General features: G+C 61.1%; 18 protein-coding genes and 1 tRNA gene. 7 read left to right on the top strand and 12 right to left on the bottom strand.

Annotated elements, in window-relative coordinates; all coding sequences use genetic code 11:
• Positions 1-200 precede the first annotated feature (200 nt).
• Positions 201-276: transfer RNA gene (locus ACP7D9_RS25685), tRNA-Asn, on the top strand.
• Between the two features lie 114 nt (positions 277-390).
• Here the strand turns inward: ACP7D9_RS25685 and ACP7D9_RS25680 are convergent.
• From ACP7D9_RS25680 to mgtA, 9 genes are all read right to left on the bottom strand, one after another.
• Positions 391-1,914 carry a nucleobase:cation symporter-2 family protein gene (locus ACP7D9_RS25680; protein WP_101160050.1) on the bottom strand — a complete coding sequence of 508 codons (1,524 nt, stop codon included), beginning with the start codon at positions 1,912-1,914 and terminating at the stop codon, positions 391-393.
• Between the two features lie 274 nt (positions 1,915-2,188).
• On the bottom strand, positions 2,189-3,022 hold the full coding sequence (locus ACP7D9_RS25675) for an arylamine N-acetyltransferase family protein (protein WP_426159991.1): 834 nt from the start codon (positions 3,020-3,022) through the stop codon (positions 2,189-2,191).
• 101 nt (positions 3,023-3,123) lie between these two features.
• Positions 3,124-3,918, bottom strand: coding sequence for an exodeoxyribonuclease III (gene xth, locus ACP7D9_RS25670; RefSeq protein WP_101160055.1), 795 nt, complete (start codon positions 3,916-3,918; stop codon positions 3,124-3,126).
• A gap of 83 nt (positions 3,919-4,001) precedes the next feature.
• Positions 4,002-5,444 (bottom strand): mechanosensitive ion channel domain-containing protein, encoded by a 1,443-nt coding sequence (locus ACP7D9_RS25665; protein ID WP_426159990.1) that lies wholly within the window; start codon positions 5,442-5,444, stop codon positions 4,002-4,004.
• 242 nt (positions 5,445-5,686) lie between these two features.
• The gene (locus tag ACP7D9_RS25660; RefSeq protein WP_426159989.1) at positions 5,687-6,553 is read right to left on the bottom strand and encodes a pirin family protein; all 867 of its coding nucleotides are present in this window, start codon (positions 6,551-6,553) and stop codon (positions 5,687-5,689) included.
• A gap of 143 nt (positions 6,554-6,696) precedes the next feature.
• Positions 6,697-9,894: a transporter substrate-binding domain-containing protein gene (locus ACP7D9_RS25655; RefSeq protein WP_426159988.1), complete on the bottom strand. Its 3,198-nt coding sequence runs from the start codon at positions 9,892-9,894 to the stop codon at positions 6,697-6,699.
• Positions 9,895-9,905: 11 nt separating this feature from the next.
• A complete protein-coding gene (locus ACP7D9_RS25650; protein WP_101160067.1) occupies positions 9,906-10,538 on the bottom strand; it encodes a response regulator transcription factor in 633 nt (210 codons plus the stop codon).
• A 128-nt stretch (positions 10,539-10,666) separates the two neighbouring features.
• The gene (locus ACP7D9_RS25645) at positions 10,667-11,101 is read right to left on the bottom strand and encodes a chemotaxis protein CheY (RefSeq protein ID WP_426159987.1); all 435 of its coding nucleotides are present in this window, start codon (positions 11,099-11,101) and stop codon (positions 10,667-10,669) included.
• 186 nt (positions 11,102-11,287) lie between these two features.
• A complete protein-coding gene (gene mgtA / locus ACP7D9_RS25640; protein WP_426159986.1) occupies positions 11,288-13,987 on the bottom strand; it encodes a magnesium-translocating P-type ATPase in 2,700 nt (899 codons plus the stop codon).
• Between mgtA and ACP7D9_RS25635 the strand changes: the two genes are divergently transcribed.
• Positions 13,986-14,114, top strand: coding sequence for a hypothetical protein (locus ACP7D9_RS25635; protein ID WP_426159985.1), 129 nt, complete (start codon positions 13,986-13,988; stop codon positions 14,112-14,114). The two genes, mgtA and ACP7D9_RS25635, sit on opposite strands and share 2 nt — an antisense overlap.
• Positions 14,115-14,624: 510 nt before the next feature.
• Here ACP7D9_RS25635 and ACP7D9_RS25630 read toward each other — a convergent pair.
• Together ACP7D9_RS25630 and ACP7D9_RS25625 are read right to left on the bottom strand one after the other, a co-directional pair.
• Entirely contained in the window at positions 14,625-15,962 is a 1,338-nt protein-coding gene (locus ACP7D9_RS25630; RefSeq protein ID WP_426159984.1) for a lysine N(6)-hydroxylase/L-ornithine N(5)-oxygenase family protein, read from the bottom strand.
• Between the two features lie 129 nt (positions 15,963-16,091).
• A complete protein-coding gene (locus ACP7D9_RS25625; protein WP_426159983.1) occupies positions 16,092-16,574 on the bottom strand; it encodes a sigma-70 family RNA polymerase sigma factor in 483 nt (160 codons plus the stop codon).
• 280 nt (positions 16,575-16,854) lie between these two features.
• Here ACP7D9_RS25625 and ACP7D9_RS25620 point away from each other — a divergent pair, with 280 nt between their 5' ends.
• Genes ACP7D9_RS25620 through ACP7D9_RS25610 form a run of 3 tightly spaced genes read left to right on the top strand, consistent with a single transcriptional unit; the run spans position 16,855 to position 21,391 of the window.
• Positions 16,855-18,018 carry an efflux RND transporter periplasmic adaptor subunit gene (locus ACP7D9_RS25620; protein ID WP_426159982.1) on the top strand — a complete coding sequence of 388 codons (1,164 nt, stop codon included), beginning with the start codon at positions 16,855-16,857 and terminating at the stop codon, positions 18,016-18,018.
• Positions 18,019-19,989 (top strand): MacB family efflux pump subunit, encoded by a 1,971-nt coding sequence (locus ACP7D9_RS25615; RefSeq protein ID WP_101160084.1) that lies wholly within the window; start codon positions 18,019-18,021, stop codon positions 19,987-19,989.
• Positions 19,990-19,996: 7 nt separating this feature from the next.
• Positions 19,997-21,391, top strand: a complete 1,395-nt coding sequence (locus ACP7D9_RS25610) for an efflux transporter outer membrane subunit (RefSeq protein WP_426159981.1) — start codon at positions 19,997-19,999, stop codon at positions 21,389-21,391.
• A 197-nt stretch (positions 21,392-21,588) separates the two neighbouring features.
• Here ACP7D9_RS25610 and ACP7D9_RS25605 read toward each other — a convergent pair whose 3' ends face one another.
• Positions 21,589-23,214 (bottom strand): PvdJ/PvdD/PvdP-like protein, encoded by a 1,626-nt coding sequence (locus ACP7D9_RS25605; protein ID WP_426159980.1) that lies wholly within the window; start codon positions 23,212-23,214, stop codon positions 21,589-21,591.
• Positions 23,215-23,421: 207 nt separating this feature from the next.
• Between ACP7D9_RS25605 and pvdM the strand changes: the two genes are divergently transcribed.
• Together pvdM and ACP7D9_RS25595 are read left to right on the top strand one after the other, a co-directional pair.
• Complete coding sequence (gene pvdM / locus ACP7D9_RS25600) at positions 23,422-24,786, top strand: pyoverdine-tailoring dipeptidase-like protein PvdM (protein WP_426159979.1); 1,365 nt, start codon at positions 23,422-23,424, stop codon at positions 24,784-24,786.
• Entirely contained in the window at positions 24,783-26,069 is a 1,287-nt protein-coding gene (locus tag ACP7D9_RS25595; protein ID WP_426159978.1) for an aminotransferase class V-fold PLP-dependent enzyme, read from the top strand. The genes pvdM and ACP7D9_RS25595 overlap by 4 nt, the downstream gene beginning before the upstream one ends.
• Positions 26,070-26,095: the final 26 nt, after the last annotated feature.

Raw genomic sequence — 26,095 nt, 5'->3', positions numbered from 1 at the left:
GAGTGATTTGAGTCATGGCGCGTACCTTTGCGGCGAATGGCCGGCAGCGCGTGTGACCACTTCCGGGCTGCCATGGTAGACCTCTGGGGTCATTCTGGTAACCGCCAATCGCTGACAAAATGCCGTCCGTCCCGACGATTCGCAAAAGTTGCCAAGTGGCGCTTGACTTCTCTTTTTGAATCAGTAACATACGCACCAATTCCGCAATAGCTCAGTTGGTAGAGCAAGTGACTGTTAATCACTGGGTCCCTGGTTCGAGTCCAGGTTGTGGAGCCAAATAGCAAAGCCCCTGAATCGAAAGGTTCAGGGGCTTTTTTGTGGGCGCTCGAAAAATACAGAAAAGGCCGATCTGCACGGGCAGGTCGGCCTTTTCTGTTTCAGACGCAGCGGTCAGACATGTTCGCTGCTCTTCACCTGCACCTTCGGCGCGCCCTGCCCGAGGTCGTGGTCATCCGGCTCGATCACCGGTACCTCCTTGCCATCGCAGTCATGCAGCTTGCCGTCGCTGAAGTAATCGCCCTCACGCAGCGCGGCCAGATCGCGATAACGCAGAGTGCGCTCTTCCGCTGCGGCGAACACTGACTGCTGATCCGAGTTGCCGGCCGTGAAGTGGTTGAAAGCCAGGTTGAGCAGGATCGCCATGATTGCCGATGAACTGATACCCGAATGGAAAATCGTTGCGAACCAGCTCGGGAATTGATCGTAGAAGTTCGGCGCGGCGATCGGGATCATGCCGAAACCGATCGAGGTGGCAACGATGATCAGGTTGACGTTGTTGCGGTAATCCACCTTCGACAACGTGCGAATGCCGCTCGCCGCCACCGTGCCGAACAGCACAATACCGGCGCCGCCCAGAACCGAAGTCGGCACAGCGGCGATCACACGCCCCATGAACGGCAGCAGCCCCAGAACCACCAGGAACAGGCCGCCGGTGGCAACCACGAAACGGCTCTTGATGCCGGTCACCGCCACCAGTCCGACGTTCTGCGCGAAAGCACTTTGCGTGAACGAACCGAAGATCGGCGCAAACATGCTCGACAGCATGTCGGCACGCAGGCCATTGCCCAGGCGCTTGGAGTCGACCTTGGTGTCGATGATCTCGCCAACCGCCAGAATATCCGCCGAGGTTTCCACCAGCGTCACCATGACCACGATGCACATCGACAGGATTGCAGCGAAGTGGAAGGTTGGCATGCCGAAGTGAAACGGTGTGGGGAAGCCGAACATCGGACCGGTGGTGACGCTGGAGAAATCAGCCATGCCGAGGAATACCGCCAGCACGGTGCCGATCACCATGGCCAACAGGATCGACAGGCGCGAAATGGTCGCACTGCCAACCTTGCTCAGCAGCAACACCAGCACCAGCGTGACCGCCGCCAGACCGATGTTTTGCATGCTGCCGAAATCCGGCGCGTGGCTGTTGCCGCCCATTGCCCAGCGTGCGGCAACAGGCATCAGCGTCAGGCCGATGGTGGTGATCACAATACCGGTGACCAGCGGCGGGAAGAACTTGGTGATGCGTGAGAACACCGGCGTGATCAGCAAACCGATCAACGAGGCGGCAATCACCGCACCCAGCACCGATTGGAAACCGCCCTCCCCGCCGCTGCTGACGATCGCGACCATGGTCGCCACGCCGGAGAACGATACGCCCTGGACCAGCGGCAACTGACAGCCAAAAAACGGCAGACCCAGGGTTTGCAGCAGTGTCGCCAGCCCCCCCGCAAACAATGAAGCAGCAATCAACAGACCAATGTCCGCCGGCGACAAACCGGCCGCCTGGCCAATGATCAGTGGCACCGCAACGATACCGCCGTACATGGTCAGAACATGTTGCAGGCCGTAAGCCATATTCGCGCCGACCCCGAGGTTTTCGTCCTCGGGCCGTTGGTGTGAAACATGGGGCGTTTTCATGGTGGGGGGTTCCCTGGTTTTTGTTATGCGCACACTGTATTCAATACTCAGGACAAATGTCCATAGAGTTGTATACAACTTGTCAGTCACATAATGGTTAGGTAGCCATCCAACCTTCTAGCCGGCACTTCTTGCCCCAACAGATCCGGCAACACATTCCCGCTGCGTGCGCGCCAGTGCCCACCAGGCTGAAGCGTTTACGGCGACCGACGGTGCAGTCGCGTTCTTTTTGCCAGCGGGAGATCCGTCGCGTGCTGGAGCCTGACGTAAAGCCTTAGACCGATAATGGCGCTATTACCGGGGCCAGCGCTTGTCGTACACGCGGTAAATCAGGCACCTCAAGGTCAAACTCACGCCGCAGCAATTCAACCAGCTCGTCGACGTCCGCCACCTCGCGCCGCTCACTGTCGGCGCCCATGTGATGAATGGCAAAACTGCCGTTGTTCAGGGTCTTGCGCCAACCATTGCCGGTGCGTGCAACCATCAAACGATGCGCAAAAGGTGACTCGGGATGGGTCGAGACGTACCAGTTGCCGACGGTGTAATCGATGTCTTCCTGGCGCTGCAAATCGAACAGGTACATCGGCCGCCACTCGCCCGCGACTTTCGCGCGCAGCAGGTAGCCACCCATTTGTTTGTCGATGCGGTAGGGTTCGTGCGGGGTTGGTTGCTCATCTTCACTGTCGAGCAACAGCGGCGCGGTGGGCACCATGCCGCCGAAGCCGACGTCGGTGATGTAACGCGCTTGGTCGATGGTCACCAGACTCAAACGATGGGTTCGCGCCGTCCAGCTGCCTTCGGGTTGATTCATCACCACGCGCCCGCTGATCGCCCGCGCGTCGAACCCCAATTCCAGCAACAGCGCGAAGAACAAGTAATTGAGTTCGTAGCAATAGCCGCCGCGACCACTGCGCAGGAGTTTTTCTTCGATGGACGCAAGGTCGATCAACACCGGCTCAGCACTGACCGTCGCGAGATTCTCGAACACAAACTCGGCGGTATGGCGCAGTTGCAACTGACGCAAGGTTTCCAGCGTCGGTGGCGGCGGCGCATCGAAACCCAGCCGTTGCAGGTACAGATTGGTATTGGTCAGCTGTGGCGCGCTCATTGCTCGATCCTTATGCATAGGGCCGCAGAACACTGCGAGGATGTTGCCCTGTATACGGGATCGGGCACGGCGTTCGACAATTGATTTCGCCAATCGCCCGCTCAGCGTTTTTTCCGCGAGCCGATACGAATCCACGTTGGCGCATGGTCACTGGCGTGCGGCTCGTTGCGCACCCAGGCGTCGACCCCGGCGTCGTGCAGGTACGGACTCAGTGCCGGGTTGAGCAGCAGATGGTCGATGCGCAGGCCGGAGTTGGTTTGCCAATGATTGCGGAAGTAATCCCAGAAGGTATAGATGCGCTCTTCGGGATACACGTGGCGCAGGGAATCAGTCCAGCCCTGATCCAGCAAACGCTGGTAGCACTCGCGGCTTTCGGGTTGCAACAAGGCATCCTTGAGCCAGGAACGGGTGTTGTAGATGTCCATGTCGGTAGGCACGACATTGAAGTCACCGGCCAGCACCACCGGGTGATCGCTGCTCTGCAGATCTTTGGCATAGCTGATCAGGCGTTCGAACCAGGCCAGTTTGTAATCGAATTTGGGGCCCGGTTGCGGGTTACCGTTGGGCAGATACAGGCAACCGACCAGCACGCCGTGCACCGCCGCTTCGATATAGCGGCTGTGCGTGTCATCGGCATCACCCGGCAAACCGCGTCGACTCTCCAGCGGCTGCGCATCGCGCGCCAGAATCGCCACGCCATTCCATGATGCCTGGCCCTGCCAGATCGCGCCGTAACCGGCGGCTTCCAGTTCAGCGGCGGGAAATGCGCTGTCCACTGATTTGAGCTCTTGCAGGCACGCGATGTCCGGTTGTTCGCGCTTGAGCCATTCCAGCAGATTCGGCAATCGCGCGCGCATGCCGTTGACGTTGAAGGTGGCGATTCGCAGGTTTTTCATCGTCCGCAACTCCTGCCCGGTGGGATTAGAAATTGTGACCCTGGGAGCGCCGCGCAGGTTGCATCGAATGCCGATGGCGTGGCTCAGACGCGATGACGCAGCCACTGCAGGAAGCCTTTTTTCGGCGCAACGACTGGCGTGTCCTCAGTCAACGACTGCGCCTTGTGCAAGCGGAAATCGAGCAACGCCTGCATCGCATCGTGAATGTCATGACGCGCATCCAGGCAGGGTTTCAGGTACGACTTCTCAATGCGATACAGGGCGCAGAACGTCTTCGCCGAAAAATCCGCCGGCAGCGCAGTATCGGAAAGTATTCCGGCCTCGCCGATCACCTCTCCCGGCCCCATTCGCCCGGACTCCAGTGGTGTACCGTGGCGTTTGAGCGTCACCGAGACCACACCGGATTCAATGATGAACAAATGATCGCTGACTTCACCGCCCGCCAGAATCGTGTCCCCGGCACGGAAGGTTTGCAGGGTCATGTTCTGGCTGAAGGTGTCTTTTTCTTCCTCGCGTAGCGTCGAGAAAATCGGTGAGCTTTCCAGCAGTGCCCGTGGCCGCGATAACTGCGGCGCGGCGATGGTTTCGTTGCTCGACAGCAGATTGACCCCGCAGGCCTGCAAATGTCGGTAGGCCAGATCAAACAACTGATTGCGCACCACGCGCTTCTCGCCCATCGAGGCGACGAACCCGCTGATCTCGTATTCCGCACCGCCGCTGGCAGAACTCTTCAACGACACGCTCGGCGCGGGTGTGTCGAGCAATTGCCGACACCCTTGCATCGCCCGCTCCAGTGCTTCGATCACCGAGCTGGGCCGGGCATGGGGGCTGACGGGCACGCTGATCGACACGCCAAACATGTTGCTTGGCCGACTGAAGTTGATGATTTTGGCCTTGGCCGCCAGCGAGTTGGGAATCACCGCCATGCTGCCCTGACTGGTCTGCAGACGCGTGGCGCGCCAGTCGATGTCGGTGACGCGACCCTCGGTGCCGTCGATCGAAATCCAGTCATCGAGCTGATAGGGCTTGGTGGTGTTGAGGACGATGCCGGAAAACACATCGCTTAAGGTGCTCTGCAGGGCCAGGCCGACAATGATCGCCAACGCGCCGGAAGTCGCCAGCACGCCTTTGACCGGCAAATCCAGAACGTAGGCCAGCGCCGCAATGATCGCGATGAGGAAAATCACCGCGCCGAGCAAGTCCTGCAACAGGCGACCGGTGTGGCCGACCCGTTGCATCATCACCGCGCCGATCAACACCGTCAGCGTGCGCGCGCCGAACAGCCACCAACCGATCTGCAACCCGGTCGCCGCCAGATGCAGCGGCACATTGTCGGCCCAGGGCGCCGGCTCCAGCGGGTTGAGGCCTTCGTTGAACAGAACGATGCTGAACAGGGCGAAGATCAGCACCCGCACCAGCAACTTCCATTCACTGCCGCGGGAGCTGATCAGCCGCCACAGGCCCAGATCGAGCAGAATCAGGATCAATGCGCAAAACAACGGGTGTTCGGTCAGCAGAGACAGCATCAAACAACTCCGACAAAGGCCAATCGCGAGAAGATCGCACAGATTGGCACAGTGTAGGAGCAATTGATTTGAGCGGATGAACCGCTGCTTGAAAACACTGCGAAACCCTGTAGGGGCTGCCGAAGGCTGCGATCTTGAGGCTATGGGACGCGGAGCGTCCCCGGCTGCATTCCCACGCAGAGCGTGGGAACGATCAGATCAAAAGATCGCAGCCTTCGGCAGCTCCTACAGGGTGTTTTGCGTTAAAGGTGCATCCGGCCAAAGCGGCCGGACTGGAAGTCGGCGAAGGCCTGGTGGATTTCCTCCTCGGTGTTCATCACAAACGGGCCATGGCCGACGATCGGTTCGTCGATCGGCTCGCCGCTGAGCAGTAACACCACCGCGTCTTCGCTCGCTTGCAGTGTGAGGCGATCACCGTCGCGTTCGAACAGCGCCAACTGCCCTACTCCCACCGACTCCGCGCCGTTAACCTGTACCGAACCTTTCAACACTACTAATGCGGTGTTGCGTCCTTCGTGCAGATCAAGCGTCAGCAGCTTGTCGGCGTTGAGGCGCAGATCCCAGACGTCGATGGGCGTGAACGTCCGCGACGGTCCGGTGTGCCCATCGAATTCACCGGCGATCAGACGCAGGCTGCCGGCGCCATCCTTGAGCGCGACGTTCGGAATGTCACGGTCGAGAATCGTCTGGTACCCCGGCGCGGCCATTTTGTCCTTGGCCGGCAAGTTGACCCACAGCTGGACCATTTCCAGCTTGCCGCCGGTTTTTGCGAAGTTTTCCGAGTGAAATTCCTCATGGAGGATGCCGGACGCTGCCGTCATCCATTGCACGTCGCCCGGGCCGATGGTGCCGCCGCTGCCGGTGGAGTCACGGTGTTGCACTTCGCCGTCGTAGACGATGGTGACGGTTTCGAAACCACGGTGCGGGTGCTGGCCGACGCCACGCTGTTCAGTGGTCGGAATGAATTCGGCGGGACCTGCGTGATCGAGCAGCAGGAACGGGCTGATGTGCTTGCCCAGGTTGTCGTAGGAAAACAGGGTGCGCACCGGGAAACCATCGCCGACCCAATGGCCGCGCGGGCTGGTGTAGATGCCGATGATGTTTTTCATGGGGTCTCTCCAATGGGTGATTGCATTGGATTAAGCCTAAAGGCATATCGAATATTCGACTAGATGGTCAAAATCGGCTTGAGTGTTCCATGTACAGAACAGTGCTGGCAATGCGTGCTTCACGAGCAGGTGACGGCATTTGTTCAGAGACTTCGGGCGAGGCCGTGCATGACTTTGCGCAACTCGTCGATGGCACCGTCGACCACCGCGTTTTCACTGTCCCGGCACGCCGTTTCCAGAGCTGCACACGCGGCCACAATTCGCGCCGCGCCGACCATTTGCGCACCGCCCCTGATGCGATGGGTCAACTCGCGCAAGCCTTCGCGGTCGCCCGCCTGCAAATGATCCAGAGTGTGCAGATCGTCGCGCAGGCTGTTGCCGACTTGCTTGCGCAAGCGTTCGATCAACGAGTGATCGGCCCCGACCATCTGTTCCAGAGCACTCAGATCAAGTTCAACGCCCGGCGATTCATCTTCGTAAGGCTCGCAGCCGCGAGCGCCATTCAAGGCTTCAGCCAGATCATGCAAGCGAATCGGTTTGAACAGACAGCCGTCCATGCCGGCATCCAGACAGCGCAAGCGCTCCTCGACCTGCGCATTGGCAGTAAAACCCAGGATCAGACAGGGTCTGCGGCCGCTGGCGGCTTCTTCGTTGCGAATCGCCTGCGCCAATTCATAGCCGTTGCGTCGCGGCATGTTGCAGTCGGTGATCACCACATCGAAGGCCTGCGTGCGCCAGCGTTTAAGCCCCTGCTCACCATCGCCAGCGTCTACCGTGCGATGTCCCAGCTCGCTCAGTTGCCAGCCCATCAGCAAGCGGTTGACCGGATAATCGTCCACCACCAACACGTCCAATACACGGGCGGCGGGCGTCACGTCGGGCGATACCGGTGTGGCCGTCATCGCGCTCAGCAGGGGCAACCGCAGGTTGATTTCCACTCGCGTGCCTTGTCCCAGGTCACTGTCGAGGCGCAGCGTGCCGCCCATCATTGCGCAGAGGTTGCGGCTGATCACCAGGCCAAGGCCGGACCCGCTGCGCGCTGCTTGTGAACTATTGCTCGCTTGAACGAACGGATTGAACAGCCGCTCTTGATCCTCTGCGCTGATGCCAATGCCGCTGTCTTCGATCAACACCTGCACATTCACTTGCTCGTGCGATATCGCAACCATCCGCAGCCGTAAGCTCACCTCTCCCGCTTCCGTGAATTTGATCGCATTGCTCAACAGGTTTGACAGCACCTGCTTGAAACGCGTCGGATCGATGAGCACATCCGCATTGGCGCGCGGATCAAGTGCGATGCGCCACAACAAACGCTTCTGCTGCGCCAGCCCTTCAAATACTCGGCATACCGATGACACCGTGTCGCGTAGATTGGCTCGTTCGGGTGCGAGGGACAAATGCCCGGACTCGATGCGCGCGATATCCAGGATGTCGCCAATCAACGCCAACAATTGCTGGCCGGCATTCGATGCCAATTGAATTGCCAGTCGGTCGGTGACGCCTTCTTCTGCGCGCTCGAGGGCCAGCTCGAGCGCGCCGATCAAAGCGTTCATCGGCGTGCGGATCTCATGGCTCATGGTTGCCAGAAAAGTGCTCTTGGCCCGATTGGCTTCGTCCGCCGCGTCCTTGGCCTGCTGCAGTTGCAACAGCCATTGCTGACGCTGATGAATCTGCCGGCGCTGCCAACCGATCCAGAGCATTGCCAGCACGAGCAAGGCAACTGCGCCGGCGAAACCAAGCATTATCTCCTGACGGTGGCGCAGCCAGTAGCTGTCTTCGACCACCAGATCGTGGCTCCAGCGCTCGGCAAGTTCATCCGTTTGCTGCGGCGCAATGCTCAGCAACGCCTTGTTCAGGATCGAGTGCAGCAATGCCGATTGCGGCGCCGTGGCCAAAGCGATGCGCGCCGGCTGATCGCCAACGGTGCCGGTGATTCGCAGACGGTCGCGATACTGCCGGGCTATGAGAAAACGCGCCACCAGCAACGAGCTCACCGTCACGTCGACCTGTCCTTTGGCAATCAGCGCCATGCCTTCGGCGGGGCTTTTGACCTCGACCAGATGCAGACCGGGCACGCGATGCAGCAGGTAATCACGCAATGGGTGGCCGCGGTAGATGGCCAGGCGTTTGCCCGCCAGTTCGTCGAGCGACAGCGGAGCTTGCCCGTTCGCCGCGCTGACCAGCACGAACGGATTGCTCAGATAGGCGCGGGTGAATCGCAGTTGCGCTTCACGCTCGGTACTCGGCGTCACCGCTGGCAGAACATCAAGCTCACCGGCCTGCAGTTGCTCGAATTGATCGTTCAGCGAGGTGCCGCGCACGATCTCGAAATTGAGGCCGCTGCGCTGCGCAATCAGGCTCAGCAATTGCGCTGACAGCCCATTGAAGCGTCCGTCGGCATCGAAAAAAGTTAACGGTGCGAAATCTTCAACGGCGCCCACCCGCACCACTGGATGCTGGTCCAGCCATCGCTGCTCCGCGGCGCTGAGTTGCACTCGAGACTGTTCGGCCATCTCGGCGCGGCCGACACTCCAGCGCTGTTCGATCAGATGACGACGCTCCATGGGCAGGGCCGACAATGCCTTGTCGACGATGCGTTTGAGCATCACGTCGCTGCGCAACAACGCAAAAGCGAAGGCGTTGGCGTCAAGCCCCGACGGCCCGGCCAGTTGCAGGTCGTTGCGATAGTTGGTGTTGATCAGATAACAGGCGCTGATGAAGTCGCCCAGGTACACATCGTCGGCACCGAAGGCGACCGCGCCGAGTGCATCCATTGCCGACGCATAAACTTGAACGTGGGCGGCGGGGTAAAACGCCTGAATATGGGCCAGCGGCAGGTAATCTGCGACCACAGCGATGCGTTTGGCCGCCAGGTTGGCGGGCAGTTTCTCATGGTGGCGCGTGACGAGCATCGGCTGATCTTCAGCGTATGGCCGCGACAGAATGAACGCCGGATCCGCCGCTTCGAAACTGTTCGATGTACCCAGCAGATCGACATCGGCGCGCTTGAGCGCCGCCATCAATGCGGGCCTATCGGCGAAACGCCGCACTTCAATCCGGATGCCGAGCAGTTGCGCGAGCAGATCGGCGTAATCGGCCGTCAGCCCCTCCAGCTCATGCTGATTGCGGGTGATCTCGAAGGGTGGGTAATCAGGGCCGGAGATGCCCATGCGCAAGACAGAGTGCTCTCGCAGCCACTGGCGTTCCCGATCATCGAGGCGGACCTGAATACTCCCCGGTTCGAGGCGCGCCAGCACCTCAAGCGTCTGCGGCTGATCATTCGCCCAGACCGAGGCAACAAGCCCCAGCCACAGCGATAAAATCCGCAGGCCGTGCGTCATGTCTTGGGCACTCAAATCAAGTGATTGCGCTTGGCGAATTCACGCAGAAGCACCAGTGAACCCAGGCAAAGTTTCGCCATCATGCGGGTCTTGTAGGTGCTGACGGTCTTGTGACTCAGGTGCATCTCCTGGGCGATGGCCTTGTTCGGCTTGCCCAGCGCCAACTGCACGAAAATGCATAATTCACGATCGGAAAGCTGAGCAATCAGCTCCTTTTCAGTGCGTTGCATGGCGTTGTACAGACCGCTGTTATTGGGCAACGCGGAGAAATAAGTGTGGCCGGACATCAGCGCCTTGATGGCTTCGTGCAGCAGCGTCAGTTGATTGCTCTTGGTTACGTAGCCCCTCGCGCCGGCACGCAGGCAACGCTCCTGGTAATGCGTAGGCTCATGCATGCTGAACACCAGAACCCGGCAGCGCGCCGTCGGCGCCTTGATCTGGATTCGTGTCAGTACTTCCAACCCGTCCATGGACCCCAGCCCCAGATCGAGCACGACCAGGTGCGGATCATGCGCGCAGATCAACGGCACGACTTCGTTGCCATTGGACGCTTCATGAATCTGGCTGAAGCCTTGAGCCTGCAGGACGATTCGAATAGCCGCGCGCACTACTGGATGATCATCGACGATCAGCGCTGACTTCATTTTCGCTCCCGCACAATCGTGAAAGACACCGCAACAGCCGGTGCCGAAATCGGTGGCTGCGCTGGCGCTGCCACCTGGATGAGCAAGAGAATCACTTGTCAGCTCTGACAGTTGGGCGCACCGGTCTTTTATGCATTGGCATGGCGCAACGACCAATGCGAGTCAGGCATTGCCTGGCAGTCGCCAGAGGCCTCGACCCTGGCCATCACTTGCCCGATGAGTTGTGAATTGGGCAATGGCACCGGGCTGATCTGCACGTTTTCCTGGGCAAACCCCGCATTTGCCTGCCACGGCGCGGACGGTTCGTTGTAGATCAGAGCGTGGCGAACCTGTGGGTTATCGAGCAGAAAACCCAGCAGATCCAGGGAGCCCGCCGCCAGTTCGGCATTGATCACCAGCATATCGAACGGCTCGCAGCCGTAGTCGACCAGTGTCAACAATTCGTCGAGATTCTGCACCGGGGCCACGCGGTAATAGGCGAGCGCGTTGAACAGGCGCTCGATTTTCATGCGATGAAAATGCTGCGGGTCGGCGATCAGGATGCGCAACGCTTTGTTGCTCATGGTCATTCTCCCGGTAAGGTTTTGGGGGAGGCAAGACTACGCAAGCGCCGTGGATAGCTCTGTAGGACTTTTCCTAAATATCAGGTGATTTATCCGGGCATCCCCACATCCCACCGCGCTGACGCACCCCTATCCCCTGCGGGAGCGAGCAGTCTCGCTACCACAGGTGAATGCGCTCCAGGGCCGTTATTGCCAGCCAAACCGGCGAATGTAGAAGCCTTTCACCGCCTGGGTCAGGGCCATGTACGCCAACAGAATCAGCGGCAAAAACACAAAATACAGCGACGGCAGCGCCTGCAGTTTGAAGTAATGCGCCAGCGGCCCCATCGGCAGGAAGATGCCGACCGCCATGATGATCGCGGTCATCACCATCAGCGGCATGGCTGCGCGGCTTTGCAGGAACGGAATCTTCGGCGTGCGGATCATGTGCACGATCAGGGTCTGGGTCAGCAACCCGACGACAAACCAGCCGGACTGGAACAGCGTCTGGTGATCCGGGGTGTTGGCGTCGAACACGTACCACATCAAGGCGAACGTCGTGATGTCGAAAATCGAACTGATCGGGCCAAAGAACAACATGAAGCGCCCGACGTCACCCGGCTGCCAGCGCTGCGGTTGTTTCAACATCTCCTCGTCGACGTTATCGAACGGAATGGCAATCTGCGAAATGTCGTAGAGCAGGTTCTGCATCAGCAGGTGCATCGGCAACATCGGCAGGAACGGGATGAACGCACTGGCCACCAGCACCGAGAACACGTTGCCGAAGTTGGAGCTGGCGGTCATCTTGATGTACTTGAGCATGTTGGCGAACGTGCGGCGCCCCTCGAGCACGCCCTCCTCCAGCACCATCAGGCTTTTTTCGAGGAGGATGATGTCGGCCGCCTCCTTGGCAATGTCCACCGCGCTGTCGACGGAAATCCCGATATCGGCGGTGCGCAGCGCGGGCGCGTCGTTGATGCCATCGCCCATGAACCCGACCACATGGCCGTTGCCCTTGAGAATGCGCACGATGCGTTCCTTGTGCGACGGCGTCAGTCTGGCGAAGACGTTGGTCATCTCGACCGCAACGGCCAGTTCGGCATCGCTCATGCGCTCAATGTCCTTGCCCATCAGCAAGCCTTGCTGGGCGAGGCCGACTTCGCGGCAGATCTTCGCCGTGACCCGCTCGTTGTCACCGGTCAGTACCTTTACTGCCACGCCATGCTCGGCCAAGGCCTTGAGCGCTGGCGCGGTGCTTTCCTTCGGTGGATCGAGGAAAGCCACGTAACCGATCAGCGTCAGCTCCTGCTCATCCGCCAGGCTATAAACATCGCGTCCTTCGGGCATTGCGCGCGCGGCGACCGCCACCACACGCAGACCTTCGGCATTGAAAGCACCGGTTACCCGGCGAATCCGCGCCAGCAGTTCGTCGCTCAGCGCTTCATCGACATCGCCATGGCGCACACGGCTGCACACCGCCAGCACCTCTTCCACCGCGCCTTTGCAAATCAGCCGATGTGGCTGACCGCGGCCCTCCACCACCACCGACATGCGCCGGCGATTGAAGTCGAACGGGATCTCATCGACCTTGCGGAACGCACTGCCAACCTTCAGTTCGCGATGGATTTCAACGTGCTCGAGCACGGCAACATCCAGCAGGTTTTTCAGGCCGGTCTGGTAATAGCTGTTGAGGTAGGCGAGTTCCAGCACATCATCACAATCCTCACCCCAGACATCGACATTACGCGCCAGAAAGATTTTGTCCTGAGTCAGGGTGCCGGTCTTGTCGGTGCACAACACGTCCATGGCGCCGAAGTTCTGAATCGCGTCGAGGCGTTTGACGATGACCTTTTTACGCGACAGAAACACTGCGCCTTTGGCCAGAGTCGAGGTGACGATCATCGGCAGCATTTCCGGGGTCAGGCCGACGGCAATCGACAGTGCGAACAGCAGCGCTTCGGTCCAGTCGCCCTTGGTGAAACCGTTGATGAACAGCACCAGCGGCGCCATGACGAACATGAACCGGATCAGCAGCCAGCTGACCTTGTTGACGCCCTGCTGGAACGAGGTCACCGCACGGTCAGTCGCACCGACCCGTTTCGCCAGCGCACCGAAATAGGTGCTGTTGCCGGTTGTGAGAATCACCGCCACCGCTGTACCGGACACTACGTTGGTACCCATGAACAGAATGTTGTCCATTTCCAGCGGGTTACGTGTGCCGCGATCAGCCTGATGGATGAATTTCTCCACGGGCATCGATTCACCGGTCATTGCTGCCTGACTGACGAACAGATCCTTGGCGCTGAGCACGCGGCAATCGGCGGGAATCATGTCGCCAGCCGAAAGCACGATCAGATCGCCCGGTGCCAGCTGTTTGATCGGCAGTTCCCGGCGCGGCGCATTCCGGCGCAGCACGGTGGCGGTGTTGCTGACCATGGCCTTGAGCGCATCGGCGGCCTGAGTGGATTTGCTCTCCTGCCAGAAGCGCAGCAGCGTCGACAGCACCACCATGGAGAAAATCACCACGGCAGCCTTGAGGTCCTCGGTCAGCCAGGAGATCACCGCAAGCAAGGTCAGCAGCAGGTTGAACGGGTTTTTGTAGCAGTGCCACAGATGGTTCCACCACGGCAACGGCTGCTCGTGTTCCACTTCGTTGAGGCCGTGTTGCGCGCGCAGTGCATCAGCCTCAACCTCGGTCAGCCCCTCGCCGTGGGTGCCCAGTGACAACAGCAACGCAGCGCTGTCTTCATGGGCGGCAGCGACCAGCGTACTGGCCAGCGTCGGCGGCACTTCACGGCTGACTGTGGTGTCGTTGATCGAGTCCAGCAGCGCCAGACGACGCAAGTGCCGGCCGATATGGCGGCTGCGCAGAAAGCCTGCGAAAAATTCCTTGAGCGTGAGTTTCATGGCTGTGTCCCCTGTGGTCCGCCAGGAAACCGTCGAGCAGGTACCGCCGCGCCTTGGCACCGGAAAAACCGGCGCGGCAAGGCGTGGCGCGCCGGTCGGGCACGACAGGCGTGTCGATAAGCTCTGATGACGACTGAGGTCGCCAGCACGCTTGGTTCAGTGTCGTTGAGAAGGACGTCGAGGCACGACCCGGAACTGGCCATGCACGGGATGCCGCTGCTCGCTGTTACGGCGAGACAACGGCAGAGAGAAAGGCTGCGCGTTATCTTGCCGAGAATCTGCCGGACATCGAGACCGGCCGACAACTGTCACTCGAACAAGTACCCACTGTGGGTCTCCGCAATTGATGAAAACGCGCGCAGCTTACGCCCGCAGCGAAATGGCTGGAAGCGCTGCTTGAGGGGATGTGAGGGATGTTCAGGCAGGGTTCAGGATTCCCTCTGCGATCGTTCCCGCGCTCTGCGTGGGAATGCAGCCCGGGATGCTCCGCGTCCCTTCCAAATGCCGAACGCGGAGCGTCCGTTGAGGCATTCCCACGCAGAGCGTGGGAATGATCTAAAACATTTTGCTCTGCCTTCACAGAACCATCGTGGGAGCGGGCTTGCCCGCGAAGGCGGTGTGTCAGGCGCCGCAGAACTCAGCTGGCTGTGGCCAACAACAAATCCGCCACCGAGCGGCTATGCCCGCGCTGCTTGCCATGCTCATACAGCGAGCCGGCGATTTCGTCGGCACGAATCGGCAGCACCGACAGCAGCGTGTCGCTCAGGCCATGGCTGGCCTGGCAGAAGCCCTGCATATAAATGCCGGCCTTGCAGCGTTCATCAGTGATCAGTTTGTAATTGCGATCGACTTCGAACTCACCGAGGTATTCCTCCAGCGGCGCGAGCAGTTTGCGGTGCATCTGCCGCTCGTAACCGGTAGCGAGCACCACGGCGTCATAGATTCGCACCGTGACTTCACCGGTGGCGTTGTTGCGCACTGCCAGCTCGATACCGTTTGCCGTGGCCGTGGCACTTTCGACGGTGGTCAGGGTGCGGAAGGCATGACGGGCAATTCCGGAAACCTTCTGCCGATAGAAGATGCCGTAGATGCGTTCGATCAGGTCGATGTCGACCACCGAATAGTTGGTGTTGTGGTACTCGTTGACCAACCGCTCGCGCTCGACGCTGTTCTGCTGGAACACCAGGTCGGTGAACTCCGGCGAAAACACTTCGTTGACGAACGGGCTGTCGTCCGCAGGCTTCAACGCCGAGCCGCGCAGGTTCATGTCGACCTGCACCGACGGGAATGAATCGTTGAGATCGATAAAAGCTTCCGCCGCGCTCTGCCCGCCACCGATGATCGCAATGCTCATCGGCTGATTGTTCACGCACGGCTGCCTGGCCATTTGCGACAGGTATTGCGAATGGTGAAACACCCGATGATCGCCCTTCAGTGCTTTGAACGCCTCGGGAATGCGCGGTGTGCCGCCAGCGCTGACCACCACCGAACGCGTGGTACGCACGAACTGCTGGCCGTCGCTGCCCCGGGAAATAACGCGCAATGCTTCAACCTGCTGGTTGTGCAGGACCGGTTCGATGAACTGCACTTCCTCACCGTAACGGCTCTGCCCGGTGAACTGCCCGGCCACCCAGCGCAGGTAGTCGTTGTACTCCATGCGGCACGGATAAAAAGTGCCGAGGTTGATGAAGTCGACCAGACGCCCGTGGTGCTTGAGGTAATTGACGAACGAGTACGGGCTGGTCGGATTGCGCAGGGTCACCAGGTCCTTGAGGAAGGAAATCTGCAATTCGCTCTGCGTCGACAACGTGTTGCCGTGCCAGCTGTAAGTGGCCTGCTTGTCGAGAAACAGCACATCCAGTTCGCCCTGGGTCGCGCCGCGTTCTTGCAAAGCGATGGCCAGCGCCAGGTTCGAAGGGCCGAAACCGACGCCGATCAGGTCGTGAACGATGGGCGATGCAATTGCCTGTGTCATTTCCAGTGTCCTCTGGATGAACCCCTCAACGCGGGGAAAAAGCCTGGGTGGCCTGACCGGCCTGAATGGTCAGCAGGTCGTCTGTTGAGTAGGAACGAGGACGATGAAAGGAAATTTAACCGGCGCGGATCACTGGCCATCCCATTGCTGGATGCGCAAGCGGCAATGTTTCATGGCGTTGACGATGTGTTTTTCCACCATCGCCCGGGAGATGCCGAGGGTCTGGGCGATTTCCGGATGGGACAGGCCTTCGATCTTGCGCAGCAGAAAACTGTCGCGGCATAGCGCAGGCAACTCGGCCAATGCGCGCTGGAGCATTTCCAGGCGCTGGCCGTGATCAAGGGTGCCGTGGGGTGACGGGGTGAAATAGCGCTCCTCGTTATCGAGCACGTCCAGCGATTCGACCTGACGCAGCGCATTGCGGCGGTGGTCGTCAATGACCAGGTTCAACGCGGTGCGATAGAGGAAGGCGCGGGGTTGTTCGATCGGGACTTCGCTGGAGCGCTCCAGCACGCGTACGTAGGCGTCATGCACCACATCCTCGGCGACCTGACGGTTGCCCAGTCTGGCGTTGAGGAAACACACCAGCTCACGATAGTAGTTCTCCAACATGACTCCCGACCGCATCGATGCCGTTTCTGTCCTTGAGCGCACTGATCAGACCTGCGAATGACGCAGTAGCAAGATAGTGGCAACTTGAGGTGCGTAATTTATAGTAATTCTCATATAGATTTAAAGAGCTGATTCCATATACCGGACAAATAGTGGTGGCCCGGCGTGCAACAGCTCGATGTGTGTGCGGCTAAATTCCGTGGCGCATGCCTCGTTTACAGGACAGCCCCTGTGTCTGTCGTGCCTTGCGACGGGCCGCAACCACTGGCCGGAACCCTGCATGAATCGTCCCCGCCCCGCCCGTCGCGCGCTGTTCGCCGCCCTCTGTCTGATTCCCGTGATCGCTGTTGCTGCCTGGCAAGTGTTGCCACCGGGTCGCGACGCCGTTGCCACTGTGCAGGTCAGCCGGGGCGATATCGAAAACAGCGTGACGGCGCTCGGCACCTTGCAGCCGCGCCGCTACGTGGATGTCGGCGCACAGGCTTCGGGGCAGATTCAGAAGATTCACGTCGAGGCTGGCGATACGGTCAAGGAAGGCCAGTTGCTGGTGGAAATCGACCCGTCGACACAGAAAGCCAAGCTCGATGCCGGGCGCTTTTCCATCGAAAACCTCAAGGCGCAGCTGCAGGAGCAGCGCGCGCAGCACGATCTGGCGCAGCAGAAATACCAGCGCCAACAGAAACTCGCCGCCGGTGGCGCCACGCGCGAAGAGGATGTGCAGACCGCCCGCGCCGAGGTTCGCGCAACCCAGGCGCGCATCGACATGTTCCAGGCGCAGATCCGCCAGGCTCAGGCCAGCCTGCGCAGTGACGAGGCGGAACTCGGTTACACGCGCATCTATGCGCCAATGAGCGGGACCGTGGTCGCCGTCGGTGCGCGCGAAGGCCAGACCCTCAACGCGCAACAACAGACCCCGCTGATCCTGCGCATTGCCCGGCTGTCGCCGATGACGGTGTGGGCCGAGGTTTCAGAGGCCGACATCGGCCACGTCAAACCCGGCATGACTGCCTACTTCACCACCCTCAGCGGCGGCACCCGGCGCTGGAGCAGCACCGTGCGGCAGATTTTGCCGGTGCCGCCGCGCCCGCTTGAGCAAAATCAGGGCGGCAGTCCCACCGGTGGTCGCAGCGGCAGCGAACGGGTGGTGTTGTACACCGTGCTGCTTGATGTCGATAACGCCGATCACAGCCTGATGACCGACATGACCGCGCAGGTGTTCTTCGTCGCCGAGCAGGCGCAAGGCACCCTGACCGTGCCGACTGCTGCCCTGCAACCGGGCTCGCGTCCGCAGTGGCAGCGGGCGCAGATCGTCGCCGCCAACGGTGATATTCAGGCGCGGGACGTACGCACCGGTATCAGCGACCGCCTGCGCACCCAGGTGCTGGAAGGTCTGGCCGAGGGCGAGCATATTCTCAGCGCCCCGGCCAGCGGTCACGGAGGCTGAATGCACACGCCCCTGATCGACCTGCGGCAGATCCGCAAAGCCTACGGCGGTGATGACAGCCCGCTGGTGGAAGTGCTGCGCGGGATCGATCTGTCGATCCACGCCGGCGAGTTCGTCGCCATCGTCGGCGCCTCCGGTTCGGGCAAATCGACGCTGATGAACATTCTTGGTTGCCTGGACCGCCCCACCAGCGGCGAGTATCTGTTCGCCGGGGAAAATGTCGCGCAGCTGGACAGCGATGAATTGGCCTGGCTGCGCCGCGAAGCGTTCGGTTTTGTCTTTCAGGGCTACCACCTGATCCCCTCCGGCTCAGCCCAGGAAAATGTCGAGATGCCGGCCATCTACGCCGGCACCCCGGCCGCCGAGCGGCATGCCCGCGCCTTGGCGCTGCTGCAACGTCTTGGGCTCGGCACTCGCACCGGCAACCGTCCGCATCAACTTTCCGGCGGTCAGCAACAGCGGGTGTCGATTGCCCGCGCGCTGATGAACGGCGGCCACATCATCCTCGCCGACGAACCCACCGGCGCCCTCGACAGCCACAGCGGCGCCGAGGTCATGACCCTGCTTGACGAACTCGCCGATCAGGGCCACGTGGTGATCCTCATCACCCACGACCGGGAAGTGGCGCAGCGAGCCAAACGCATCATCGAAATCCGCGACGGCCTGATTATCAGTGACAGCGCCGAGCAGGCGTGCGCGCCGCCTGTGGTCAATCCCGGCGCGTTGCAAGCGGTTGATCTGCGCCAGCGCCTGAACAACGGCAGCAGCCAGACCGGCGCCTGGAAAGGTGAATTGATCGACGCCGTGCAAGCGGCGTGGCGAGTGATGTGGATCAACCGCTTCCGCACGGCGCTGACGCTGCTGGGCATCATCATTGGCGTGGCGTCAGTGGTGGTCATGCTCGCCGTCGGCGAAGGCAGCAAGCGTCAGGTCATGGCGCAAATGGGCGCGTTCGGTTCCAACATCATCTACCTCAGCGGCTCGGCGCCGAATCCACGCACACCGGAGGGCATCATCACCCTCGACGACGTCGCAGAGCTGTCTGCCCTGCCCCAGGTGGAGCGGATCATGCCGGTCAATGGCTCGACCGCCGGTGTGCGGTTTGGCAACGCCGACCACAGCAGTTACGTCGGCGGCAACGACACCAACTTCCCCGTGATCTTCAATTGGCCGGTGACCCAGGGCAGCTACTTCACCCAGGCCGACGAGGACAGCGCCGCCGCTGTCGCGGTAATCGGCACCAAGGTTCGCGACAAATTGCTCAAGGATGTCGCCGACCCGATCGGTCAATACATCCTCATCGAAAACGTGCCGTTCCAGATCCTTGGCGTGCTCGCCGAAAAAGGCGCCAGCTCCGGCGACTCCGACAGCGACAACCGCATCGCCGTGCCCTATTCGGCGGCAAGCATGCGCCTGTTCGGCAGTCGCAACCCGCAATACGTGGTGATCGCGGCCAAGGATGCGCGCAAGGTCAAGGACGCCGAACAGGCCATCGAACAGGCAATGCTGCGTCGGCACCACGGCAAGAAGGATTTCGAGCTGACCAACAATGCCGCGATGATCCAGGCCGAAGCGCGCACGCAAGGCACGCTGTCGCTGATGCTGGGGGCGATTGCGGCGATTTCCCTGCTGGTCGGCGGTATCGGCGTGATGAACATCATGCTCATGACCGTGCGTGAGCGCACCCGCGAGATCGGTATTCGCATGGCCACCGGCGCACGGCAGCGCGACATCCTGCGCCAGTTTCTCACTGAAGCGCTGATGCTGTCGGTGGTCGGCGGTATCGCCGGAATCGGCCTGGCGCTGCTGGTTGGCGGCGTGTTGTTGCTCAGCGGCGTCGCGATCGCCTTTCAAGCGCTGGCAGTGGTCGGCGCGTTTGCCTGTGCGCTGGTCACCGGCGTCATTTTCGGCTTCATGCCGGCCCGCAAAGCTGCCCGGCTCGACCCGGTCACGGCCCTTACCAGTGAATGATCGATCTATGAAAGTGCGACTGACATTTCTCGCCGCCAGCCTGTTGCTGGCGGCCTGCAGCAGCCCGACGCCGCGCCTCGACAGCGGCGTGCAGGCGCCGCGCGCGTGGCAGTCAGCCGACAGCCACGGCGCGCTGCACAGCAATCGGCAATGGTGGACGCAATTCGGCAGCCCCGAGCTGGAGCGGCTGGTGGAACAGGCGCGGCTGGGCAGCTACGACCTCGCCGCCGCCGTAGCGCGGGTCAGGCAGGCGCAGGCCAGCGCCACCATCGCCGGCGCCCCGCTGCTGCCCGAACTCAAGGCCGGGCTGAACGCCAACCGGCAGAAATTGATCCACGGCAAGGGCTATAGCCAACTGGATGTCAGCCCGGAAAATCGCTCGCTGGACTATTACGATGCCGAACTCAGCGCCAGTTACGAAATCGATTTCTGGGGCGGCAAGCGTGCCGCGCGTGACAGTGCGGTGCTCGGCGTGCAGGCCAGCGAGTTCGACCGCGCCACCGTCGAGCTGACCTTGCTCAGCGGCGTCGCCAACAGTTACACCCAAGCCCTGGCCTTGAGAGAACAGGCGCGCATTGCCGAACTCAATCTGGCCAATGCGCAGAATGTGCTGCACCTGGTGCAGACCCGTTTCGCCGCCGGCAGCGCCACCGCGCTGGAACTGGCCCAGCAGAAAAGCCTGGTAGCCGAACAACAGCGTCGCCTGCCACTGGTGCAACAACAGGCGCGTGAAGCGCTGATCAGCCTCGCCGCGCTGCTCGGCCAACCGGTGCAAGCGTTACCACTGCCCGCGCAATCCTTCGCCCAATTGCACTGGCCGGACATCGCCAGTGGCGTGCCGAGCGACTTGCTCAGCCGTCGTCCGGACATCGCCAGTGCCGAGGCCAAACTGGCGGCGGCCCAGGCTGATGTCACCGTTGCCCGCGCGGCGATGCTGCCGAAGATCACCCTGACCGCCAGCCTCGGCAGCGGCGCCGACCTCGCCGCCGACCTGCTGCGCACGACGTTCTACAACCTGTCGTCGGGGCTGACCGCGCCTATTTTCAACAATGGTCGCCTCAGCGCCGAACGCGACAAGGCCAAGGCTCGTCAGGACGAACTGCTGGAGACCTATCGCGGCGCGATTATCAACGGCTTCGCCGACGTCGAAAAAGCCCTCAGCAGCATTCGCGGCCTCGACGAACAACGGCAATGGCAAAGCGAAGAACTGCACCAGGCACAAACCGCCTTCGACATCGCCCAGAGCCGCTACCAGGCCGGCGCCGAAGACCTGCTCACCGTGCTGCAAACCCAGCGCACCCTGTATGCGGCGCAAGACCTGAACGTGCAACTGCGCCTGTCGCGGTTGCAGGCGAGCATTGCCTTGTACAAAGCCTTGGGCGGTGGCTGGGAGGCGATCTGACGGAGATGCGTCGACTGGACTGGCGTCTTCGCGAGCAAGCCCGCTCCCACAATGGAACTGCGCACAGATCACAATTTACGGCACAACAAAGCCCCCCCTGTAGGAGCTGCCGAAGGCTGCGATCTTTTGATCTTGCTTTTCTGTAGGAGTGAGCCTGCAAGGGATTGCGACCAAGTCAGAGTGTGTGTTGAAGCGATCTAAAGCTGCCGGCCCTTGACCTTCAGATGCCGCGCATACCACGGGCGCTGTGGCACCTTGCGCAACAGCTCGGTCATGTTGTCTTCGTCGCCGAAGGTGATGCGTAGCGCCAGTTTCATGGTTTCCGGGTCCATCTCCACTGAACGTCCGACTTGCAGGCCGGGCACGGTGCTGCAGCCGTGGGTGTCGGGGCCGAGCCAGGGGTCGGCGACTTCCACCCAGCGCCCCGGTGCAAACCATGGCACGCCGTTGACGTGCAGACGTGTCACTTCGCCGGGGTGAAAACGCTCGTGGGCGCGGAACCAGTCTTCCAGGCGATCATCGATCCAGCCGTGAAAGCGCCAGAACACCGGGTTCACGTGGGAGGAAAACGGGTCGCCGAGAAAGTCGTTTTCCGGCGCATACCAGCGCGCGGCGAAGTCTGCCTGATCGCGCGCCATCGGCACCGGAATGTCGTTGGACGGGTCACGCGCCACCGAAGCCCAACGCATGTGCAGCCAGTCGTGCAGGCCCAGTTCGACCTCGGAGCCGAACTGGCCCAGCGTCAATTTGGACAAGTACCGCGGATCGCGATACTGCGATTCCCAGACCAGGAAATTGCTCTGGAAAGTCTCCGCCGCTTTGATGTCGCTGACCCATTTGGTGTACTCGTCATCACCCTCGGCCAACCAGGTCGGCGGCAGGGAATTGCCGTCGTGATTATCGAAGTAACGCGCGAATCCCTGTCGGTCCCGCTCCAGCTCAGGCTGCGGCTGCGGGAACGCCGGCCAGGAAGGCAAATCCTGCATCGAGCGGGCGATGCCGAGCATGTGCCGGTGCATAAAGAAAAAATCCACGCCCGAGCCATTGCGATCCTTGCTTGGCCCACGGGCATCGCGCTCCTTGTCACGTGGCCCGGGCTGCCAGCCGATGCCGCGCAGCGCCTCGCGTTTCTTCTCCGACAGCTTGTGCCACTTGTCACGCGTGGCGTGCCAGAGCTGGTGGAACAGGCGATGTTCGGGCGCCACCAGCCAGGCCAACAGTTGCGGGTTCAGACCCGTGCGTTCGCGGGCTTCGGGAAAACGCCGTTTGATGGCAATGAACTGATTGTCCAGCTCGGGCAACGCCAACGGCCGATCCAGACGCAGCACCCGCCCGGTGAACGTCGCGCTGCCGGCATTGCCGAACGCCGCCCAGACTTCATCCAGTTTGACTTTGAATTCATACACCGGCGGCGCGAGTGGCGCATCGGTGCGCAGCAGGCGCCAATACATCTCGGCGCCGTTGCCCGGCGCCAGATCGCCGATCACTTGATAACGCGCAGGCCCCTCGGCACGCAGATTGGTCCCGGTGTCGAGATAACCGCGCAAGCCGCGCCCACGATGGGCGATGTCGAGAAACAGCTCCAGGCCATGCGGTGGCAGACCATCGAGCCCGGCCGCCGCACCGGTAAAGCGAATGTCCCAGACCCCGCGCAAATTGTCCGCCAATTGTTGCCCGGCGGTGTCCGCCAGATCGACCGTGGCCTCGCCCGGGGTGATCGGAAACTCCTCGCGAGTCAGTTCACGATGTGCATAAAAAGCGGCAGGCAGCGCGGCGCCCGTGAGTGCCATGCCCGCCATGAACCAGCGTCGAGAGATCGTCATTGCCCTACCTGTGTCAGCCATGAAGCAGGCTGTATCCAAGCTAGAACGTTTGCTCGCCAGGGAAATTTACGCTGCCGGCAAAACATCCCCTTGCCGCTGCCGGGCATTTGTAACGCGCGCCTAAATTAGCCCTGCGGCCACTCGTTCTTCCCAGATAGCAAAGGCCCCTGCGCCTGTACCTTGACGGCGAACCTGAATGAGATGGCAATGACAAAACCGCGTTGGAAAAAGGCTCTATTCATCGGCCTGCCACTGGCCCTGGCGATCAGTGCCGGCGCAGGATTTCTGGCCTGGGATTACCTGAACAACCCCGGCTACCCGGTGAAGGTGATGAAACAGGCGAGCGAGTTGCAGGATCGCCTGCTGTCGTTCGACAGCCACATCACCGTGCCGCTGAGTTTCGGCAGTCACGACCACGAAGCCGACAAGGATGGCTCGGGCCAGTTCGACCTGGTCAAGGCCAATCGCGGGCGCTTGTCCGGCGCGGCGCTGACGGTGTTCGGCTGGCCGGAGATGTGGAACGGCCCGAACGCTCCGCATCGTCCGACCGAGGGTTTTGTCGAAGAGGCGCGCAACCAGCAGGAAGTGCGCTACAAGATCATTTCCGGAATCGTCCGCGACTTTCCCAATCAGGCCGGCATCGCCTATACGCCGGATGATTTGCGCCGGCTGCACGGCGAAGGCAAGTTTGCGATTTTCATCAGCATGCTCAACGCCTACCCGCTGGGCGACGACCTGAGCAAACTCGACCTGTGGGCCGGGCGCGGCATGCGCATGTTCGGTTTCAGTTACATCGGCAACAACAGCTGGGCCGACTCGTCGCGGGCGCTGCCGTTTTTCAATGACTCGCCCGATGCCCTCGATGGTCTCTCGGATATCGGCAAACAAGCGGTGCAGCGCTTGAACGATCTGGGCGTGATCATCGACGTGTCGCAGATGTCGACCAAAGCCCTCAAGCAAGTCGCCGAACTGAGCCGCACACCGCTGGTGGCCTCGCATTCGGCGCCCCGGGCGGCGGTGGATATCCCGCGCAACCTCAGCGACAAAGAACTGCAACTGATCAAGAACAGTGGCGGCGTGGTGCAAGTGGTCGCTTTCTCGCAGTACCTCAAACCCCTGACTCAGGGCACGCAGGACAAACTCAATGCATTGCGTGCGCGCTTCGATCTGCCGCCACTGCCTGATCTGGCCATGGCGCTGATGCCCGGCGATCCGATCATCACCGCCTGGTCGGAACAGAAGCTCGGCCAGTACGCCAGCGGCCTCTACGCGATCCTCGAAGAAGAACCGAAAGCCACGCTCAAGGACTTTGGCGACGCCATCGACTACACGGTGCGCAAAATCGGCATCGACCACGTCGGCATTGCTTCGGATTTCAACGATGGCGGCGGCATCAAAGGCTGGGAAAACGTCGGTGAAATCCGCAACGTCACCGCCGAACTGTTGCAGCGCGGCTACTCCGAGGCAGACATTGCCAAGCTCTGGGGCGGCAACTTCATGCGCGTCTGGGATCAGGTGCAAAAAGCCGCGAAACCGGCGCTGGCGTCGCGCCAGGAGGTGGCGCGGCCATGACCGATCGTCGCACTTTTCTCAAGCAGGCGGGCCTGCTCGCCGCTGCCCTGCCCCTGGGTGCCAGCCTGAATGTGCCAACGGCAACCGCTGCCGTACCGACTGCGTCGCGGGACAAATGGGCGCAGTTGCGCCAGTTGTTCGATCAGGATCCCCAGGCCATCCACTTCGCCAACTTCCTCGTTACCTCGCACCCCAAACCGGTGCGCGAAGCCATCGAGCGCCATCGCGCGGCGCTGGATCTGAATCCGGGTCTGGCGATGGATTGGGATCTGGGCGTCACCGAGAAACGCGAAGAAAACGTGCGCCACTGGGCTGGCCAGTATCTGCAAGCCAAACCGGCGCAAATCGCCCTCACCGGCAGCACCACCGAAGGGCTGGCGATGATCTACGGCAGTGTGCAGGTGCGCGCGGATCAGGAAATTCTCACCACGGTTCACGAGCATTATTCGACGCGCAACATCCTCGATTTTCGCAGCCGTCGCGACGGCACGCGCGTGCGCAAACTCAAGCTGTTCGAAACCCCGCAGCGCATTTCTCTGGATCAGGTACTCGACACGATCAATCGCAACATCCGCCCCGAGACCCGCGTTCTGGGCATGACCTGGGTGCATTCGGGCAGCGGCGTGAAGCTGCCGATCAGCGAGATCTCGCGGCTGGTCGATGAGCACAACCGCCAGCGCGACGACCAGGATCGGCTGATCTACGTGGTTGATGGCGTGCACGGTTTCGGCGTCGACGACCTGAGTTTCCCGCAGATGAACTGCGATTTTTTCATCGCCGGCACCCACAAGTGGATGTTCGGCCCACGCGGCACCGGCATCGTCTGCAGCCGCACGGAAGAACTGAAATACGTCAGCCCCAGCGTGCCGACCTTCTCCGAGGCCACAGCCTTCTCGACCATCATGACCCCGGGCGGCTACCACGCCTTCGAACATCGCTGGGCGCTGGACGAAGCCTTCAAGTTGCACCTGCAACTGGGCAAGGCCGAGGTGCAGACGCGCATTCATCAGCTCAACAGTTACCTCAAGCAACGCTTGCAGGAGCACCGCAACATCGAACTGGTGACCCCGCTCGATGCGCAGTTTTCCGCCGGCTTCACTTTCTTCCGGATCAAGGGCCAGGACAGCGACGAAGCTGCCGCTTATCTGATGCAAAACCGGGTGATCTGCGACGCGGTCAGCCGCGATGTCGGGCCGGTGATCCGGACCGCGCCGGGTTTGCTCAACAGCGAAGCCGAAGTGGACCGCTTCATGAACATCCTCGGCAAAAAACTGCGCGCCTGACCCTCGACTGCCGTTTTCCTTTCAAA

Source organism: Pseudomonas sp. TSRC2-2 (genome assembly GCF_049897785.1).
Classification (GTDB): Bacteria; Pseudomonadota; Gammaproteobacteria; order Pseudomonadales; family Pseudomonadaceae; genus Aquipseudomonas.
This window is presented reverse-complemented; position numbering and strand designations above follow the sequence as displayed.